This is a genomic window from Endozoicomonas sp. NE40 (genome assembly GCF_040549045.1).
GTDB classification, from domain to species: Bacteria; Pseudomonadota; Gammaproteobacteria; order Pseudomonadales; family Endozoicomonadaceae; genus Endozoicomonas_A; species Endozoicomonas_A lisbonensis.
Genome location: NZ_JBEWTB010000002.1, coordinates 3,823,949 through 3,842,604, shown reverse-complemented (window position 1 = coordinate 3,842,604; position 18,656 = coordinate 3,823,949). Strand labels below are relative to the sequence as shown.

16 protein-coding genes are annotated in these 18,656 nt (G+C 49.0%); 11 read left to right on the top strand and 5 right to left on the bottom strand.

The genetic code is table 11. The features are described from left to right. Positions 1 to 113: 113 nt before the first annotated feature. Positions 114 to 1,307 carry a 4-phosphoerythronate dehydrogenase PdxB gene (gene pdxB, locus V5J35_RS18250; RefSeq protein ID WP_354008518.1) on the bottom strand — a complete coding sequence of 398 codons (1,194 nt, stop codon included), beginning with the start codon at positions 1,305 to 1,307 and terminating at the stop codon, positions 114 to 116. A gap of 224 nt (positions 1,308 to 1,531) precedes the next feature. Here pdxB and V5J35_RS18245 point away from each other — a divergent pair, with 224 nt between their 5' ends. The 3 genes from V5J35_RS18245 to V5J35_RS18235 all read left to right on the top strand — a co-directional run bounded on the left by V5J35_RS18245 (position 1,532) and on the right by V5J35_RS18235 (position 4,918). Further along, the gene (locus tag V5J35_RS18245; RefSeq protein WP_354008517.1) at positions 1,532 to 2,518 is read left to right on the top strand and encodes a DUF3080 family protein; all 987 of its coding nucleotides are present in this window, start codon (positions 1,532 to 1,534) and stop codon (positions 2,516 to 2,518) included. 93 nt (positions 2,519 to 2,611) lie between these two features. After that, positions 2,612 to 3,301, top strand: coding sequence for a hypothetical protein (locus V5J35_RS18240; RefSeq protein ID WP_354008516.1), 690 nt, complete (start codon positions 2,612 to 2,614; stop codon positions 3,299 to 3,301). Positions 3,302 to 3,574: 273 nt separating this feature from the next. Next, on the top strand, positions 3,575 to 4,918 hold the full coding sequence (locus V5J35_RS18235) for a sulfatase-like hydrolase/transferase (RefSeq protein WP_354008515.1): 1,344 nt from the start codon (positions 3,575 to 3,577) through the stop codon (positions 4,916 to 4,918). Between the two features lie 53 nt (positions 4,919 to 4,971). On the opposite strand, the gene V5J35_RS18230 is transcribed toward V5J35_RS18235, so the two are convergent. The 3 genes from V5J35_RS18230 to tusA all read right to left on the bottom strand — a co-directional run bounded on the left by V5J35_RS18230 (position 4,972) and on the right by tusA (position 6,905). Beyond that, positions 4,972 to 5,826, bottom strand: coding sequence for a pirin family protein (locus tag V5J35_RS18230; RefSeq protein WP_354008514.1), 855 nt, complete (start codon positions 5,824 to 5,826; stop codon positions 4,972 to 4,974). After that, positions 5,827 to 6,429: an FMN-dependent NADH-azoreductase gene (locus V5J35_RS18225; RefSeq protein ID WP_354008513.1), complete on the bottom strand. Its 603-nt coding sequence runs from the start codon at positions 6,427 to 6,429 to the stop codon at positions 5,827 to 5,829. 230 nt (positions 6,430 to 6,659) lie between these two features. Next, the gene (gene tusA / locus V5J35_RS18220) at positions 6,660 to 6,905 is read right to left on the bottom strand and encodes a sulfurtransferase TusA (protein ID WP_354008512.1); all 246 of its coding nucleotides are present in this window, start codon (positions 6,903 to 6,905) and stop codon (positions 6,660 to 6,662) included. Positions 6,906 to 7,281: 376 nt separating this feature from the next. On the opposite strand from tusA, the gene V5J35_RS18215 reads away from it, so the two are divergent. The 6 genes from V5J35_RS18215 (at position 7,282) to ccoP (ending at position 13,145) form a co-directional block, all read left to right on the top strand. Then, positions 7,282 to 8,211, top strand: coding sequence for a Dyp-type peroxidase (locus tag V5J35_RS18215; protein ID WP_354008511.1), 930 nt, complete (start codon positions 7,282 to 7,284; stop codon positions 8,209 to 8,211). Positions 8,212 to 8,368: 157 nt separating this feature from the next. Beyond that, complete coding sequence (locus V5J35_RS18210) at positions 8,369 to 9,589, top strand: hypothetical protein (RefSeq protein WP_354008510.1); 1,221 nt, start codon at positions 8,369 to 8,371, stop codon at positions 9,587 to 9,589. 334 nt (positions 9,590 to 9,923) lie between these two features. After that, positions 9,924 to 11,390, top strand: a complete 1,467-nt coding sequence (gene ccoN, locus V5J35_RS18205) for a cytochrome-c oxidase, cbb3-type subunit I (protein ID WP_354008509.1) — start codon at positions 9,924 to 9,926, stop codon at positions 11,388 to 11,390. 18 nt (positions 11,391 to 11,408) lie between these two features. Then, positions 11,409 to 12,020: a cytochrome-c oxidase, cbb3-type subunit II gene (gene ccoO / locus V5J35_RS18200; protein ID WP_354008508.1), complete on the top strand. Its 612-nt coding sequence runs from the start codon at positions 11,409 to 11,411 to the stop codon at positions 12,018 to 12,020. Between the two features lie 4 nt (positions 12,021 to 12,024). Next, complete coding sequence (locus V5J35_RS18195; RefSeq protein ID WP_354008507.1) at positions 12,025 to 12,246, top strand: cbb3-type cytochrome oxidase subunit 3; 222 nt, start codon at positions 12,025 to 12,027, stop codon at positions 12,244 to 12,246. After that, positions 12,243 to 13,145, top strand: coding sequence for a cytochrome-c oxidase, cbb3-type subunit III (ccoP, locus tag V5J35_RS18190; RefSeq protein WP_354008506.1), 903 nt, complete (start codon positions 12,243 to 12,245; stop codon positions 13,143 to 13,145). The genes V5J35_RS18195 and ccoP overlap by 4 nt, the downstream gene beginning before the upstream one ends. An 86-nt stretch (positions 13,146 to 13,231) precedes the next feature. On the opposite strand, the gene V5J35_RS18185 is transcribed toward ccoP, so the two are convergent. After that, positions 13,232 to 16,510, bottom strand: coding sequence for a hypothetical protein (locus V5J35_RS18185; protein WP_354008505.1), 3,279 nt, complete (start codon positions 16,508 to 16,510; stop codon positions 13,232 to 13,234). Positions 16,511 to 16,674: 164 nt separating this feature from the next. Here V5J35_RS18185 and ccoG point away from each other — a divergent pair, with 164 nt between their 5' ends. Both ccoG and V5J35_RS18175 read left to right on the top strand, forming a co-directional pair. Further along, positions 16,675 to 18,060 (top strand): cytochrome c oxidase accessory protein CcoG, encoded by a 1,386-nt coding sequence (ccoG, locus tag V5J35_RS18180; RefSeq protein WP_354008504.1) that lies wholly within the window; start codon positions 16,675 to 16,677, stop codon positions 18,058 to 18,060. 39 nt (positions 18,061 to 18,099) lie between these two features. Continuing rightward, positions 18,100 to 18,654, top strand: a complete 555-nt coding sequence (locus V5J35_RS18175; RefSeq protein WP_354008503.1) for a FixH family protein — start codon at positions 18,100 to 18,102, stop codon at positions 18,652 to 18,654. The last annotated feature ends 2 nt before the right edge of the window (positions 18,655 to 18,656 follow it).

Below are 18,656 nucleotides of genomic sequence, written 5' to 3'. Positions count from 1 at the left end.
TACTTATTGTCTATGAAAATATAATTTTCAGCACCCGCTTTCATCACCGGATGTGACGAAATTGGTATTACTCATGGCTGTGTCTTGAAGCGCACTATTTATCCAATAGAGAGTTATCCAACAGACAGACCGTTATCCTGCAAACAAAAGCCCAGTGCCTGCAAACGTTGCTGTACCTCCTGACTGGAACGGCTGGCATCAATATTCAAGGTACTGAACTCCCGACGCTCTGAATAATTTTTGCGCATAAAGTCAAAAGCCAGCCTGCGCGCTTCCGGCTCCATTTTCAACAGGCGTCGCATCAGGGCATCATCACGGCGAATATCATAGGTGGCCCGCATAGCAACAGAGGTGGCCTGATCGGCATCGACCGTACCGGTAAAGTCCAGCTTCATAAGAGGTGGCAACGGCGTAAGATCCTGTTGCGAGGTTCGGGCAGGCAGGCCCAGAAAGCGACACAGCGCCTGGTAGACCATAACGGTTCCTGTGATTTTGCCATCCAGACTGTAACCGGCAATATGTGGCGTGGCGATATCCACCAGCTCCAGTAACTCAGGATCAACGTCCGGCTCGTGTTCCCAGACATCCAGCACCACGCTGAGGTCATCCCGAACCTTCAGAACGTTCAGCAATGCCCGGTTGTCGACTACTGCCCCCCGCCCGGCATTAATCAATACGGCGCCGTGCTTCATAGCCAGCAACTGTTGCTCACCCATCAAATGGTAAGTCGGGTAATCGCCCGAGGTGGTCAGCGGTGTATGCAGGGCAATGACATCGCAACGTTCGAGTAATTCATCCAGCTCCACCAGCTCAACACCCGCTTCAGGTTCCAGCAGAGGGTCATTTGCCATAACCGTTACCCCCAGCGCCTGCAAAGCCCGGTAGAGACGACTTCCCACCTGCCCCTTGCCGACGATGCCAACGGTACGACCTGTTATGCAGTAACCATCCCGTTCCGCCAGTATATCCAGTGCGCACAGCACATACTCCACCACCGAACGGGCATTGCAGCCAGGCGCACTGGAAAACTCAATGCCCTGCGCTTTCAGGGCTTGCAGATCAACATGGTCAAAGCCTGCCGTACAGGTTCCGACAAATTTCAGGGAACTGTTCTGTACCAGTTCTTTATTCACCCGGGTGACAGAACGTGCCACCAGCACATCTGCATCAGCCAGATCGTCTGCAGAAAGACTGCGTCCCGGCAAGGTCACCACATTACCCAGCTCCGCAAAGCATTCCCGCACCAGTGGAATGTTTTCGTCGGCCACGATTTTTAAAGCCGCCGGTTTTATAACTTCAGATTTCATAACAGCAGGATCACCCTCAATAAAGAAAGCGATACTAACGTCCTATTTATAAGCTGGAAAGCCACTGCCCGGAAACGATGACTATGAAACAACCACAAGCTAATAGTGGCTATGGAGAAGATGTTGTAGGATAAATTCATCATCTGGTCGAATTTCTGAACATGATCCGCTTCCTGCTACCTCTGTTACTGCTTCTTCTTTCAGGCTGCCAGCCTGGCAATCCAATGGATGATTTACTGGATGACTATCTGAAACGCATCAGCCGAGTCACCGAAATAGACCCCGCTCCTCACAAAACAGCCCGAGACCCGGCGCTGCCCCCGCTGAAGGAACGAATTTACGACATTCCCGATATTCGTATGAAGGCTCTGGCTGCTCTGGATCTGCTGGAATGCCCGAGACTGAGCAAGGTGGTGGCTTACCGGAACAGCAGCCTGGGCCGACAGATGTTGCCATCTCAGCGCCTGCATTACGAAAAAGAGCTACTCAACGAACTGACCGGCTGTATTCAATACCTGCAGGAAACTGAACCTGACTCAACGATTCTGCCGGAACTGCAAAGCATTACTGTGCGTAAAGAGGAACAACTCCCGGCCATTCGCTGGAACGCCCTGTTTGGTCATGTAGAACTGGCAAAGCAGCTGACTCTGCAACCTGAATCATTACCGGATGAACAGACCGGTCAGGCCGGAACGCTGAACACACTGCTGTATCTGAACCACTACCTGCCTGACCAGACCCTTTCAACGCCTTACACAAAAATGGAAATGGAAGAACACCTGCAACAGCTGATTGCATCCCACTACAGCGGGCAGCTGATTCGGTCGGCCATACGACTGACTGACACACTGAACGCAGTGGCTTATCTTCTGGAAACGCGTCTGAAACAACGCCCACTCTGTCCCAATGGTCGCCTGATGCCCACCGCAGAACGTTTGCAGAATGTATTCCGCCTGTTGTACGCCAGCCAGATACAGGCTTATCTGAGCCGCATCGACCGGGAAGGCAGCGCATGGCGATCTGCCATGAAGCAACTGCTTCAGCAACTGCCTCCTCCACCCTCTGAGCCTATGCAGGCTTATCTGCAACAGATAACTTCCGACCAGACTCCGTTTGGTATCTGGTACCGGCTTGACCAGTCGGTGAAGCGCCATACCTCGGCCTGGCAGGCCGTACTGAGCGAGTGCAACCTCATGCCGGCCGGTCGTTAACTTCCCCTGTTGTATGCCGATAGCCTTTCCTGTGAGCAGCTTATCTTTTTCGCCACGCATTTCGCCACGCAGGTTTCAGGAGACAGGGCATTTATGGATAACAAGCCAGTAGAGAATACCAATGTCATTGATCTCTTTACACGCAAGCCGCTTGATGAAAATGAATCCAGCAAAATAATCCGACTAGCACCCGAAATGGACGGCATGGAAATGCTGTACAGCAACGATGCTAACCCCGGCAAATTGTTCAGTATGAAAATTCTGTGCTGGGCGCTCAGCAAAGACGGCAATGTTGATGCCATGGTTCCCTGGCTGAACCGACTGGTGCCTGCCAGAGAACTGAATGACCCGCTGAATGGCCATTGGGAAGGCTATTACGACAGCTTTCACGAGCTTGCCTATTTCGAGCCGCCAGAACACAAGGTAGTAGAACTGGAAAATGCTGCCAGTTTTTATCACATAGACAGCGAAGACCCGGAACTTATCCTCCAGGAAATAAACGACAACATTGGTACACACGCGATTTTGTCAGAAGACAGTTTCAAGACTGTGGTTCTGGTTCATGTTACCAGCTGGCGGCTTTTTAATGATGGTCGGATACTGGCGATGGTGGCTAACGAAGAAGAAGTCGATACAACCCCTATTCTGGCTGGCGATGAGTGTCTGTATGCCGCTCAGGATCATGAAAACTTCCGCTATTTCTTTCACCATATTATTGCCAATAAAATTAAAAAAGGTGACCCCGATGCCATTTCGGCGTTTACCAAACTGGTGGACGAATAAATTACTTTTATTTCCATTAACTCATCTATTAATGATGCACATTAATTAAATCAATAAAACGCTTTTTAATTTCAAGTTAATTAAATAAATTCATAACAACAATAAAAGTCATTCATAGCTAATCAATTAAAACCGACTTCGTTACAATTCTTTAATTTAAAAATTTATTTTACTGCTTCAAATCAAAAGGCTGTTTAATTAACATTGTTCACTGTCAATCCGAGTGATAATTTGCAATACACCGATATTAATTAAATAATTCTTGAGCACCTGATGATTCCTTTTTTAAAACGCACATTACCTGCGGCTGCCGCTGGTTTAATGCTGGCATCCAGCCCGGTTGTTTTAGCAGAACAGGCACCTCTTAATTTCATCTGGATTGTTGCCGACGACCTGGGATACGGCGATACCGGATTTAACGGTTCCACAGAAATCCCCACGCCCAACATGGACCGTATTGCTGATGTTGGCGTTGTGATGTCCACAGCCTATGTGTCGGCGCCTATCAGTGGCCCTTCCAGGGCAGGTTTTCATACCGGCCGTTACCAGCATAAATGGGGGTATGAAGCACTGTTCTTTAGTTCTGATGATGTTGAAGCCCACGGCACCCCAACCGATGTCACCATGATTCAGGAGTATTTAAAAACTCAGGGCTATCGGACGGGTCTGGTGGGTAAGTTCCATGATGGTAAAGCTGAAAAGCATCAGCCTTACAATCGTGGCTTCGATGAATATTTTGGTTTTAATAACGGTGCCTCAAGCTACTGGATTGGAGACAATAAAAACGGGTTATTGCACCGGAATGATCAACCGGTAGAACGTGAAGATGCCTATTTAACGGATGCATTTGGTCGTGAATCGGTAGAATTTATTCAGCGCAATGCGGACAAGCCTTTCTTTCTGGAAGTTGCCTTTACGGCTCCCCATGCTCCCATGTCAGCACCTGATGATTATCTGGAAAAGTTTGAACATCTGGGCGAACGTCAGAAGCTGGCCGCCATGATATCCAGTATGGATGACAACATCGGATTAATTCTCGATACCCTGGATAAAAAGAAGCTGACCGATAACACCATGGTCATTCTGTTTTCTGACAATGGTGGCAAATTCGTTCATGGTGGTGACAACGGCCCTCTGCGTGGTGAAAAAGCAGGCGCTTTTGAAGGCGCCATTCGTGTACCCTTTGCCGCCAGTTTACCGGGAGTGATTCCGGCAGGCACCCGTTCAGACACCATGATCAGCGCACTGGACCTGTTCCCGACCACTGTGAAACTTGCCGGAGGGGACATCGACCCGGAGTGGGACCTGGACGGTAAAGATATTCTGCCAGTGCTGAGTGGCGAAACAAAAGAAAGCCCCCACGACACCCTGTTCTGGCGTTATGGTGAAAGCTGGGCGCTGCGTCAGGGAGAATGGAAGCTGGTACAGAATAAAAGAGAAAGAGCTGGCCTTTATAACCTTGCAGACGATATCGGCGAAGAAAATAACCTGATTGATGAATTTCCCGAAAAAACCCGACAGATGCGCCAGACCTGGCAGGAACTCAGTAAAGAGTTTGGCGGTTCAGAATGGGGACGGTATAAGGGCAAAACCGATCGCCGCATGAGAGAAAGCTAACGATTAATCTTGCCTGAGAAGGTAAAACCGGTGGAGTCGCTACACGCCGGTTTTTAACCCGTTAATCGCCCTGTTCTGTAGTCCTGAAACGCCTGCTCAATTTCTTCACGGGTATTCATGACAAAAGGCCCGGACTGAACCACAGGTTCATTCAACGGCTCTCCTGCCAGCACCATAAATCCACTCTGTTCACTGGCGGTCAGTTCCAGATCACCCGACTCACTTAATACCGCAAGCGTTGACTGCCCTACGGAAATAACCGAATCACTTCCTGCAACATTCACTACCCCCTGATAAACGTAGATCATGGCTTTGCGTGGCGTAACAGGCAGTACCACCCGGTCACGGGCTTTCATCTGAACATCAAGTATCAGAGCCTGAGTTTCCTGCCGAACCACCGGTGCCTGTACCTGAATGTCATTCTTCTGCAGTGAGCCCAGCAGTACACGACACTTGCCTTCAGGCAGCGGCCATTCAGGGATTGCGTCACGATCAATATCCAGGTATTGCGGATCATCCATCTTTGCCCGGCGGGGCATATTCAACCAGACCTGGAAGCCGTGCAGACGATCCTGCTCAGGTACCGGCATTTCTGAATGAATCACGCCACGACCCGATTTCATCCACTGCATGCCACCATTTCCTACCTCGCGACAATTCCCCATATGGTCCTCATGCCGGAAACCGCCGACCAGCATGCAGGAAATCGTCTCTATCCCTCGGTGGGGATGAGGAGGAAAGCCTCCTCCAAGAGCATCTTTATGATCCGCTTTTAACTCATCCAGCATAAGAAACGGATCCATCAGCCTGTGCGGAGGCTGGCTCATAATTCGCTTCAACTGCACCCCTGCCCCATCGGAAGCAGGCACCGCATCGATACTATGAATAACGCTTCTTGTAGTACTCATTTAAACCACCAGTCGATCAATGGTTTGTGCTGCACCCTGCAGGGCTTTTTCACGAGCATCGTCGCCCATTGCCAGCCCCTCAGCATAAACAAACTGAATGTCGTCTATACCCAAAAAAGACAGAAAGTCGGTGACATAATGGGTTTCCGTGTCTTTTGATGTGCCTTTATACAGCCCCCCACGGGTCGTCAGAACATAAGCCTTTTTACCCTGCAGCAAACCAACAGCACCCTTTTCTGTGTATTTGAAAGTAATACCTGCCCGGGCAACATAATCAAAATAAGCTTTCAGGGTCGAAGGGATACCAAAGTTATACATAGGCAGGCCCAGCACCAGAATATCGGCACGTTGAAGCTCATCAATCAGTCCATCAGACAACTCGGCTGCACGCTTCTGGCTATCGGTACGCTCATCAGGTTGTGCTGCAAACCCCTGAAAACTGTCTGCATTCAGATGTGGCACAGGCTTTGCCGCAAGATCCCGATGAATGACTTCAGAGTCCGGCTTCCTCTGCTGCAGTCGCTCAATAAATGTCTGTGCCAGTTTTGAAGACTGCCCTTCCTGGCCAAACAGGCTTGAAGTGATATTCAGGATGGTATTCATAGTGCGCTCCTGTAAGCAGGGTTGTATTTTTTATTACCTTACCTGTTAATTTATCGTCGATTTTTACGATTTAAAAGACGAATTATTCGCCCCAATTTATCGAAATTTTAGAAAGAATCTTGGCCGGCAATCAGGAAGACATTGATTGTTACAGGAGGGTTTTGAAAGACAGAACTGGATGAAAGAGAGGGAACTACCACTGGTTAGCCCCCATTAAACTGCAACGGTATTTATTCCGCTGCTTTACGAATCATATAAATGTACTGTTTGTTGGCTTCTTCACTGTACAGCAACTCATGATCCAGAAAATTACAGAACTTTGGAATATCGCGCTGGGTAGACGGGTCCGTAGCGATCACCTTCACGACTTCACCGGCTGTCATATCCCGAACCTTGTTATGCAGCATCATGACCGGTTCCGGACACAGCAGCCCACAGGTATCGAGTTCATGTTGTACTTCAATATGCTCTGACACAGACTATCCTCAAAATTGCTGTCCCTGCAGGAAAAACTCTAACACTGGACTGGCACCAGCCCTTGTTCCAATTACTCGTTTCATTAATTGTTTCATTAATTCGCTGGTAGATTGATCCCAACCCGACTCCCCATCAAAATAAACAAGCGACAGGCAAGCCAAAAGCCGTGATTTCCCATACTCTGTGAAACATACCCGGCAGGCAGAAAGAGCGCTATTGTAGCGACCTGCAGACCTGGTTGCACCCTGTCCGAACAGTCCGCGGAAAAACACGTAGACCTTGCACCTGAAAACGGCTTTTGTTGACCTTCGACATGGTTATTAACACCTGAAGCCCATAAAATGACGGGCTGGACACACAGACCAGAGGCAATCCATGTATACTCCCCAGTCAGGTATCACTCCGGAAGCCAATACCGATGCGCTATTCCTTACTCTGCTGATTAACAGAGATCCCACCAGCCTGGATCGTATCCGGCAAACCAGCGCCATCATTCCCGAGATGACCGCTAAACTGGCTGGACAATACCCGGATGCCCGCCTGTCATCGACTGTCAGTTTTGGCAGCGATGCCTGGGACTTACTTTACCCGCAATCCCGCCCTGAATCCCTTCGCGCCTTCCCTGAAATAGAGGATGAAGGACGTCTGGCACCCGCCTCAGCTGGCGACCTGCTGTTGCACATCCGCGCCAATCGTCGTGATGTTGTATTCCAGCTGATGCATGACATTCTTGAGCAGTTGGGCAAGAGCATCTTGGTTGAAGAAGAAGTGTCCGGTTTCCGCTATCTGGATTCCAGAGACCTGACCGGTTTTGTCGATGGCACAGAAAATCCGACTGGCGACAGTCGTGTCAGTGTTGCCCTGGTAGGTGAAGAAGACTCAGACTTTGCTGCAGGCAGTTATATTCACACACAACGCTACATCCACCACCTGCATCAGTGGAACGAGCAGCCTGTTCCCGAACAGGAACAAATCATTGGTCGTACCAAAGCAGACGACATTGAGTTCAGCAGCGAAGAAAAAGCACCGACCGCCCACATTAAACGCGCCAATATCAAGGACGCCGACGGCAAAGGTATGGAAATCCTGCGTCACAGCATGCCTTACGGCAACAGCAAGGAAGCCGGGCTGCTCTTTGCTTCCTACTGCCGCACTCCACTGCACTTTGAGCTGATGCTTGAAGCCATGATGAAAGCCGACGAGGCAGGACACTATGACCACCTGATGAACTTCTCTACCGCAGTCACGGGCTGTGCCTTCTTTGCGCCTTCTGTAGAGTTCCTAAAGAAACACGGTTCGCCTTAATCGTGGCAGGTTTTCCTGATGTGTGCCGGAGCTTCATTTGAGGTTTCAGCACAATCCATAAAGCTGTGATAGCAAAACTTGTCTGTTCAGCTTAGCTTTTGACATATACAAACAATGGTCTAGCCTTTCCCTCTAAATAAAGATGGAAAAGTTGAAGATGTGGAGTACAGCGAGGGATTCAAAAGGCATTGTTAGTGCCTTTGGCAAAGCGTTTTTCTTTTCTCTGTTGTTCTTCTTAAGTTGCCTTTTACTGGCAAACACCAGCCTGGATGAGTCAGAAATTAACCCAGGTGCGACCTTTTCTCCGTATCATTCAATTGATAATGAATCTTTTTCCGATGATGTCGACAATATCAGGTCAGCCCTTCTGGAAATCTTTATTAAAAGGGAAGCGCTCTTCAGGGCTGCCCTGTTTATGGTAAGACCTTCGTACAAAAATAAGACACTCACCTGTGATGACCTGAAACAAATCTTCAAGTTTACATTTGCTGCGGTTCATATGACCGACGACATCTATTTTCCTCTTAAAAATGCTTATGCTTCAGCGACCTATCTCAATGGAGCCCCGTTTCGCCCTGACCTTATTCCCGGATGGTCAGAACAGGATTACGAACTGTCGACGCTGCACCAGGGATCATTGAGAGAAAAGTATTTCTCCCATGACAACATCTGCAATCAGGCAGACAAGACATTGGATGACGTTATGGAACAAGTCATCAATCCACTTTACAAAGAAAGGCTTTCTCAATTCAAAAAAAGGATGAATCTGGGTTATGATGCCCCTGATAAATACCAGTCCAACCAGTACATCATTTCGAAGCTGAATTATGCCGCATCCAGCTGGATATTTTATGAGAGGCTAACCATGATCCGCGAGGCCTATTACCAGAGTGGACTTTATCACCCCTGCAATAAAAGGCCTGATTTAATGTGCCGCCTCAATCTCAGCACCTACAATGAAAAACCAGTAGAAGAAGGATTTTGGGCGTTTATTTACAAGCTAAAGTTCCTACATGAGCTAAATATATTTGGCTACCTGCATGTATTTTCCTCCTTAATCTCAAACACCAGAGACTCTTTAGGTCTGCCCGCTTTAGAGAAAATGCTGAAAACCCCCTTCGGGAATCTTGATCAGTACTCTCACTCATGCAAGGTATCCACAGTCGTCGACAGTGTTGCAGAACGTTTACCCTTTTACCTTGACCGTCACCGCCCTATTTATGGTCTGGCAAAAGCAGGGGCCAACCTGCACAAACTGGCACAGCTATCTTTTTCTGACTTAGAGGTTTTTGCCAGAGAACAGGCCATATGGTCTGCAAAACTCATTGAACAGTCTGCAGACATCCGGGCCGTTGCCCGGTCTTTGGCAAAACATTAACTCACAACTTCTTACGTACATGCCGAATAAAACCATAGCTAACCACGCACCAATTCTGTATTATTGCCCCGGGTCACCGAATCTTTGCAAACATCTGCTCAGCGCTGTTATCAGCCTCGCGTAGAAGGTCGGACATGACTCAGGACCGGAGAATAATAAGAAGTGCGACAGTACCGATCCCAGGACGCAGCCTCCAGGAAGCAACCTTCAGGACACGATAGCACCGCAATTCATGGGTCACCCCTGACCAGAATTTGACATAAATCAATACTCCAGCCCTGTGTATTACCCACAATAACCGAACAATAAGTACAAACCGAAGGTAACATGGAGCATGAGCACTGTATTGCTACAGCCCGCTGACAACGATTCTCCTTATAGCCACTCTCCATACAACTATAAGGTTGTCAGGCAGTTTGCCCTTATGGCAGTGGTCTGGGCCATCGTAGGAATGGCCGTCGGACTGTTCATCGCCACACAGATGGTTTTTCCCGAACTCAACCTTAACCTGCCCTGGACCAGTTTTGGCCGGCTGCGACCGTTGCATACCAATGCCGTTATCTTTGCCTTTGGTGGCTGTGTGCTGTTTGCCACCTCGTACTATGTTGTCCAGCGCACCTGTCAGACGACACTGGCATTACCAAGGCTGGCTGCTTTTACCTTCTGGGGCTGGCAACTGGTTATCGTTCTGGCAGCCATCACCCTGCCTATGGGCCTGACGTCTTCAAAAGAGTACGCGGAACTGGAGTGGCCCATTGACATCCTGATTACTATTGTCTGGGTGTCGTATGCCCTGGTGTTCTTCGGCACCATCATGAAGCGCAAGGCAAGACATATTTATGTAGCAAACTGGTTCTTTGGAGCCTTTATCATTACCGTTGCGGTTCTGCACGTGGTGAACAGTGCTGCTATTCCCGTTACCCTGACCAAATCCTATTCTGCTTACGCCGGTGCCATGGATGCAATGATCCAGTGGTGGTACGGACACAATGCGGTAGGCTTTTTCCTGACCGCCGGCTTTCTGGGTATGATGTATTACTTTGTTCCCAAGCAGGCTGAACGTCCGGTGTATTCCTACCGGCTGTCCATCGTCCATTTCTGGGCGCTGATTGCCATCTACATCTGGGCAGGTCCACACCATCTGCACTACACCGCACTGCCAGACTGGGCACAAAGCCTGGGTATGGTCATGTCGCTGATTCTTCTGGCACCGTCCTGGGGCGGCATGATCAACGGTATCATGACCCTGTCCGGTGCCTGGCACAAACTGCGCACCGACCCGATTCTCCGTTTTCTGGTGGTCTCCCTGTCTTTCTATGGCATGTCCACCTTTGAGGGGCCAATGATGGCGATTAAAACCGTCAACGCCCTGTCCCACTATACCGACTGGACCATCGGCCATGTTCACTCCGGCGCCCTGGGCTGGGTTGCCATGGTGTCCTTCGGTTCTCTCTATCACCTGATTCCACGGGTATACGGCCGTGAGCAGATGTACAGTGTTTCCCTGATTAATGCACACTTCTGGCTGGCGACGATTGGCACCGTACTGTACGTCGTTGCCATGTGGGTAAACGGCATTACCCAGGGCCTGATGTGGAGAGCAGTGAACAACGACGGCACCCTGACCTACAGCTTTATTGAATCAGTCGTTGCCAGCGAGTTTGGCTACATCGTTCGAGCCATTGGCGGTGCTTTCTTTGTCGCCGGAGTCCTGATCATGGCTTACAACGTTTACCGCACCAGCCAGCAACCTGCTCCGGATACTGAAGCTGATGCCAGTACCGAGCCTCAGGCCGTTTGAGCAAGGAGGATCATCACCATGAAAAAACATGAGATTGTTGAAAAAAATATTGGCCTGATGGTGCTGCTGATTGTGGTGGCGATCAGTTTTGGTGGTCTGGTGGAAATTGTCCCCCTGTTCTTCCAGAAGGAGACCACCCAACCTGTTGCCGGTCTGAAGCCTTATACCCCGCTACAGCTCGAAGGCCGTGATATTTATATCCGTGAAGGCTGCGTCGGCTGCCATTCGCAAATGGTTCGCCCTTTACGTGCTGAAGTTGAGCGTTACGGCCATTACTCAGTGGCTGGCGAATCCGTTTACGAATTTCCGTTCCTGTGGGGTTCCAAACGAACCGGTCCAGACCTCGCACGGGTTGGCGGTCGCTATTCCGATGAATGGCACAGAGCCCACCTCTACAACCCGAGAGATCTCGTTCCTGAATCCATAATGCCTGCCTACCCATGGTTAAACGAAAGCACTCTGGACGGTAAATTAACCGCCAGAAAAATGGAGGTTATGAAAAAACTGGGCGTACCGTATTCCGATGAAGACATAGCCGGAGCGGCTGACCAGGTAAAAGGCAGCACAGAAATGGATGCCCTTGTGGCCTATCTGCAATCACTCGGTACAGCAATTACAACAAAACGGTAACACCATGGACATTAATGACATCAGAGGACTTGCCACAGTTCTGGCCATGGTGGCGTTCCTTGCCGTCACTTACTGGGCCTACAGCAGTCGCAAGCAAAAAGATTTCGAAGAAGCCGCACACCTGCCATTTGCAGATGATGACGTCCCTGACAGTCAACACAATAAAAACGACGGTCTGCAAACAGGTAATTCACGGATGAACGATAAAGGAGGGGTAGCACAATGATGAGTAGTTTCTGGAGCGGTTGGATCATCGTACTTACCCTGGCCTGTCTTGTTCTGGTGACCTGGCTACTGTTTGCCACCCGCAAAACTCAAAGACGCGACCTGACCGAAGAAACCACCGGGCATAATTACGACGGCATTGAAGAACTGGATAACCCGATGCCGCACTGGTGGTTCCTGTTGTTTGTTGCCACGCTGGTTTTCTCCGCAGCGTACCTTCTGCTCTATCCGGGCATGGGCAACTGGAAAGGTTTGTTTGGCTGGACATCAACCGGCGAGCTGGAGCGGAATCAGGAAAAACACGACAGACGCTATGCACCACTGTTTGCCCAGTACGCCAAAACCCCCATAGAGCAACTGGTTGAAAATCCCAAAGCCCTTAAAATGGGTCAGCGTATCTTTCTCAACAACTGCGCGCTCTGTCATGGTTCTGATGCCGGGGGGGCTTTTGGTTTCCCCAGCCTGAGCGATGATGACTGGTTGTATGGTGGCACGCCTGCAAACATCAAAATAAGCGTGATGGAAGGGCGAAACGGACAGATGCCTGCCTGGGGAGCCGTGATTGGTGAAAGAGGGGTACAGGATGTTTCCACGTTTATCCGCTATCAGGTAGGACTGGTTGAACAGATAGACGACTCAGTACTGAACAATGGCCAGAAAATTTATAACGACACCTGTTCAATTTGTCACGGCCCGAATGGAGAAGGCAACAAAGCCTTAGGCGCTCCCAACCTGGTCAATGGTATCTGGCTATACGGCTCCAGTCAGGCAGAAATTGAATATACCGTTCGAAACGGCCGAAATGGCGTAATGCCCGCCTGGAAGCATATTCTCGGAGAAGAAAAAGTGCATCTGGTTTCTACTTATGTCTATAGCCTTAAAGGGGAGCAGGGAAAGTAAAGCAGTACACGAGGTCAAACTCACCGAAACGGTGTACCAAAAGGCGCTGACTTCAAAGTTTTTACTCTGAAGTCAGCGCCATTGCGCTATATGTCACTATCAGTCTTGCTGCACAGTTTTTCGAGAGCCTGCCTGGCTTCAGAAACTTCAGCCCACTTATAGGCTGGCATTTTATTCTGCTCCAGTTTGCTGTATTCAATCAGCAATTGGTTTGCCTGTTTACGATATGGCTTCAGTGGCTCAGGGCTGAGCCTGGTTCCTTCATTTGCTGCCATCATTGCCTGAAATGAGTTGCTCCAGCTTTCATAGGTTTTAACAACTGGATAGGCTTTTACCAGCCAGGGAACAACGTTTTCAGAAGTGTATTGCATACTCATCAAACGGGTAAGGCGAAATGCAGGCTTTTTCAATGATTGCATTTTTCCGGGTCTGGTAATGCTCTCCAGTGGAAGTTGACCAAACTTTACTGATTCACCGACTTCATGATCCTTGTAGTGATTTTTATACATTTGGATCAGATCACCTAACAGCCTGCTAACCCTCGCGTACTCCTCTTTCACAAGACCCTCAACGTTTTCATGGAACCAGACAGACACTGGGTTGGACTCCTCTTTTTTCTGCAAGGCCTGAAGGGAAATAGAGGCAGCCTCAGTCACAGTTGATAAATAGCCTCCCTCTTTTAAGGGAATCATATAGACCGTTGAGCCTACCTTTTTAGCCTGTTCGAGAACAGCAACCTTATTTAAAAGGGCGTTCATTCCATCAAAAAGCACCATCCTGATCGGTTTATTATTTTTATCTTTAAAATGTTTGGTCTTTTTGTTTTTTGCCTCTTCAAAAGCAATAACCTTAAGCCGTTCAGCAATAACTTTATCAATCTCACTCCAGTGGTCTGGTATTTCCATTTTCAGATTCGAGACATCTTTACTCGCAAAATGTGGTAGCTCTCCCCCATGATTGCCATCAGCTGACGAACCATACATGGCTCCCCATACACTTTGCCGGATATGTCTGACCACCACCTCTTTCCAGGCTTTCCCTGACTCAATCTCTGTTATTGCAGAGCTTAATTCAGCTGACGGTGGTTTTGCCTGTGCCGTTTTCTTAAAAGCTGCCAAACGCTGCTCAGCGGCTGTTAATGGAATACTATCCGGCTTCCAAACATCGGAAGACTCGCTATCAACAGGAATCTGTGGCAATACAGACATTGAAATAACAGAACCAACTTCCACTTCTCTCGCAGTTTCCGGTAAAGATCCAAGGGAGGTAAGGCCGACTCTATCGGACTCTTTTTCCTTATCCCCGGGCAACTCAATGATACTTCCTGACCGATCGTCTGACCCTGATGTATCAGGCTCTGAATCCCCGGTTTCAGATAATGATTCAGCCTGTTCAGTTGCACCGGATACTGGTTCAGTGAAAAACAGATCTTCGCCCCCCTGCATTTTGTCTTCAATCGGTACCGCTTCGTTCTCACTGTCGGAACTCGTGAAAATCGCTTCTGGTCTCTTCTTATTATCCCGTAAAGACTCGTTCGCAGCTTCTTTATCATCTGAAGGAGGCTTTTCAATGGCTACAATATCCACTAAGGACAATTCACTCTGATACAGCATTCCTTTACCCAGGAAAGACTCTCTTTCTTCAGCGACCTCTGACCACGTTATTTCTTGTTCAACGTTATTCTGTGAAATGGAAACAACCTCCTGTATTTCCGGTCTGCGATCCTCCGGGGGAGCCGCCCATGTGTAGTCAATCCAGTCATTACCTGTTCCTGTTTGTGTAATATGGGACATTAGTTCCGGATAAACTCTAAGGCCCAGAAGCCCCCAGCCGGTATCAGGAGGATAAGGTTTAATCGAACTGGCCAGAGAGGGAATGACACTTTCACCGGGAGAGACAAAGGGAACGATTTCATTGCCTGTACCTCTTCTGCCATCAATATGAGATAGCTGCCCCATGAACAATTCTGAGTCCGCTCCGGAGAAAAACGGCATCCTTTGCCCCACCAGCCGGGCAGCGTTCCCAAGCATAGCCATGGTAACAAACACAAAACCCATCCTGGGTGGAAGGTCATTGAAGAACAGTGTTTCTGCCTGCCAGTGATTGGCTGCCGAATGGGTTGCCGTTACATGAGTTGCCGACGTTTTGCCCAAAACGGTGTGACAATAACTCTTTTCACTGGCAGGTCTGGTTTTATCAATCAGGTTTCCCGGCAGGAAGTAAGTTGAGTTGCCCAGATCAACAGACAGACAACCATTTTTATCCGGAATTATTACGCCCCTCGAAACAGGACAGGGTTCGGAAATACAGGCATCATCAATAGATACCTCACTCCATTGTTCAGCACCCTCTCCTCCCCATAAAGGGACATTTTCAAGCCAGTTCGTCAGGTGTCTGATCCAGCCATGACTTAAAGGCGAATCAAATTTAAAGCTCTGAATCCAGAGACCGGAAGCTGACTCACCAATATCTGTAATGACAGAGTCTGAAGAGTTGAAGGAGTGGTTGTCAGAATTATTTCTGTCGCTGCTTCGGGTTTGATGGGCAAGTTCATGCTCATAAGCGGTTAAAATATCTTCAAGCCAGAAGCTGTTATCAGTGGAGGTAAACGTTACAGAAACCGGCAGCCTGGTTTCCCCACCATCAGGGTATACCGACAGGGTCAGCGTTTTAGGTCTGCTCTCTGTCCGTCTTTGATCACAGTAAAACCAGGGCATCCGACAACCCTGAGGCTGTGGAAAATTCAATTCTATATAGCTTTTGTGGTCACGCAGGACTCTGGCCAGTTCCCACATTGCATCATCCAGACCTGCTGTTTTAGCCTTTGCTTCTTCTGGCACCTCAGGCAAAGCAGCAATGCGGTAGAACAACCGATGTTCTCTGGTATCAAAAACCCGCTGAATATGAAGTGGGGAATAGCCATAAGCGGTTGTAGCCATCAACTGAATGACATAGCGGCTATCCTCTTCGCCCAGTCTCCAGAAATTAGCAGCCCTGACTTTCAGATCGCCATAATAAAACCACATGGAACCCAAACTGATGACTGTCACCATCAGGTACGAAACTCTTGCAGGACTTAGTCTTACAGAGCTTAGCCATGGTTCAGGAAGCCAGCTGGATACTCTTTCTGTCGTATAGTAAAGCAATGCCATTGTGGCTGAAGCCGAGAGAGCATCAACCAGAGAACTGACGTAGGGCTTATAATAAGCCGATGCTCCGGCAGGCAGTGTTCCTTCGTAGTAATGTTGTCCGCCATCACGATCCAGAACGACTGTACCGTGGGGGGCAGGATAGAAAGCCTGAGCGTAAACAAAAGCCTGACTGTTGGAGCCGATCAGCAAACAGATAAGAAAAACCGTTCTCACCCGTTTTTTCGTATTATTTGTCACTTTTATCAAAGCTATTTTTTCTTAAGACAGGTAATATAGACCATCGAAAAACCGGATGTTTTTCAAATAACACCTGATAGCCTGCTTCTATTTCGAAGCCGCAACAGAAGAAGTCAAAATAAAGTGGTGTTAACAGAACAATGAAAAAACAACAGCCTGACGATCAGCCTGAGCTGATAGATCTGTATCAGAAGCCAGACCCGATCTACACCCGAAGCTTTAAAGGTTTTTTCCGCAACCTCAGACTGCTCGGGGCAGGTCTTCTTATTGCCTTGTACTTTGGTACAGCCTGGATACAGGTCAACGGGCAGCAACTGGTACTGTTTGATTTACCCGAACGAAAGTTTCATATTTTTGGAGCCACCTTCTGGCCCCAGGATTTTGTTCTGCTGTCCTGGCTGCTCATCATCTGCGCTTTTGGTTTATTTGCCATCACGGTTTTTGCTGGCAGGGTATGGTGTGGTTATACCTGTCCACAAAGTGTCTTTACCTGGATCTTCATGTGGATTGAACGATTCACAGAAGGCGAGCGAAACCGCCGTATCAAGCTCGACCAGCAGCCCATGTCAGGCAACAAACTGCTTCGAAAGCTGGCAAAACACGGACTGTGGTTGCTCGTCGCCCTGGCCACCGGCCTGACATTCGTCGGTTACTTCACCCCCATCAGGCAACTGGTTACCGATATTGCCGCCTGGCAGGTTCATCCCTGGGCATTATTCTGGATTGCCTTTTTCACGCTGGCCACTTATGGCAATGCAGGCTGGCTGCGGGAGCAGGTCTGCCTGCTGATGTGTCCTTACGCCCGCTTCCAGAGCGTGATGTTTGATAATGACACTCTGGTTGTCGCTTACGACGAGAAACGCGGTGAAACCAGGGGAGCCAGAAGGCGCAACAGCAATTATAAAGAAGAAGGACTGGGCGACTGTATCGACTGTAAGGTCTGTGTTCAGGTTTGTCCGACCGGCATTGATATCCGGGACGGCCTTCAGATTGGTTGTATAGGCTGTGCCGCCTGCATTGATGCCTGTAACAGCATCATGGATAAAATGGGGTATGAACGGGGGCTGGTTCGCTACACGACCGAAAATCAGCTCGCTGGTAAGCCTGCTCACTGGCTGCGCCCGCGTCTGATTGGCTATGTCAGCGCACTGCTGGTTATGACAGGACTGTTTCTATGGACTCTGACCAACCGGTCACCCCTTGAGTTTGAAATATTGCGGGATCGAAATGTGCTGTACCGAACCCTGCCGGACGGTCGCATCGAAAATATCTTTACCCTGAAAATCGCCAATAAAACCGATCAGGATCAGACGCTCACCCTGAGCTTTTCCGGTATCCCTGATTTACGCTCAGGAAGCCAGACAACGTTTGTCGTCAATTCCGGAGAGGTTGCAGAACAGGTTATCCGACTATCTGCTCCTGTGGATGAGCTTAAAACACCGGGAGTGGATATTGAGTTTACCCTCACCAACCCGCCATCGGATTCAATATCCGTCAGCTCAGGCAGCCGATTCATCTCGCCATAAACAGAAAAAGAACACCATTCGGACAAGAGGAAGCAGTATATGACCCATCCGGTAAACCACGAACCCTTTACTCCCTGGTACAAAGAGCCCTGGGTCTGGGCAATCATAGGGCTGCTGTTAACCACCTTTATCTGGGGCAGTTACCGGATTTATTACGCCTTCAAAATACAAGACAGCGTTGTAGTGGATGATTACTACAAGAGTGGCAAAGCCATCAACCAGGACTTAACCCGCGACCAGAATGCCAGAGACCTGAACATCTCAGCACAGCTGACTATTGATGAACTGATGGGTGAGGTGCAGGTAAGGGTTCAGGGTGATGCCGAAGAATGGCCTTCATCGCTGAAACTGAGCCTGCTGTCACCAGCCTTTGCAGACCGGGACAACATTATCACCCTGAAGCAGGGCATCACTCTGACTTCAGATGTCGTTTATGTCGGGCAGACCGACAGAACCGTTTCCGGCAAAACCTATATTCAGCTCGAAACCATTGATGAGCTGATTCCGGAAGTCGGCTACGAAACCGGCTGGCGTCTGAACCAGACTCATATTCTTGAGCCCGGAGCCACTCTGCTGCTGCAGTCACAACCTTGATG

Excerpts from the sequence above, each read along its gene's own strand:
- V5J35_RS18240 (WP_354008516.1), top strand. The coding sequence starts at position 2,612 with ATGGATAACAAGCCAGTAGAGAATACCAATGTCATTGATCTCTTTACA.
- V5J35_RS18230 (WP_354008514.1), bottom strand. The coding sequence starts at position 5,826 with ATGAGTACTACAAGAAGCGTTATTCATAGTATCGATGCGGTGCCTGCT.
- V5J35_RS18245 (WP_354008517.1), top strand. The coding sequence starts at position 1,532 with ATGGATGATTTACTGGATGACTATCTGAAACGCATCAGCCGAGTCACC.
- ccoO (WP_354008508.1), top strand. The coding sequence starts at position 11,409 with ATGAAAAAACATGAGATTGTTGAAAAAAATATTGGCCTGATGGTGCTG.
- ccoN (WP_354008509.1), top strand. The coding sequence starts at position 9,924 with ATGAGCACTGTATTGCTACAGCCCGCTGACAACGATTCTCCTTATAGC.
- V5J35_RS18235 (WP_354008515.1), top strand. The coding sequence starts at position 3,575 with ATGATTCCTTTTTTAAAACGCACATTACCTGCGGCTGCCGCTGGTTTA.
- pdxB (WP_354008518.1), bottom strand. The coding sequence starts at position 1,307 with ATGAAATCTGAAGTTATAAAACCGGCGGCTTTAAAAATCGTGGCCGAC.
- V5J35_RS18225 (WP_354008513.1), bottom strand. The coding sequence starts at position 6,429 with ATGAATACCATCCTGAATATCACTTCAAGCCTGTTTGGCCAGGAAGGG.
- V5J35_RS18175 (WP_354008503.1), top strand. The coding sequence starts at position 18,100 with ATGACCCATCCGGTAAACCACGAACCCTTTACTCCCTGGTACAAAGAG.
- V5J35_RS18195 (WP_354008507.1), top strand. The coding sequence starts at position 12,025 with ATGGACATTAATGACATCAGAGGACTTGCCACAGTTCTGGCCATGGTG.
- V5J35_RS18210 (WP_354008510.1), top strand. The coding sequence starts at position 8,369 with ATGTGGAGTACAGCGAGGGATTCAAAAGGCATTGTTAGTGCCTTTGGC.
- V5J35_RS18215 (WP_354008511.1), top strand. The coding sequence starts at position 7,282 with ATGTATACTCCCCAGTCAGGTATCACTCCGGAAGCCAATACCGATGCG.
- ccoP (WP_354008506.1), top strand. The coding sequence starts at position 12,243 with ATGATGAGTAGTTTCTGGAGCGGTTGGATCATCGTACTTACCCTGGCC.
- ccoG (WP_354008504.1), top strand. The coding sequence starts at position 16,675 with ATGAAAAAACAACAGCCTGACGATCAGCCTGAGCTGATAGATCTGTAT.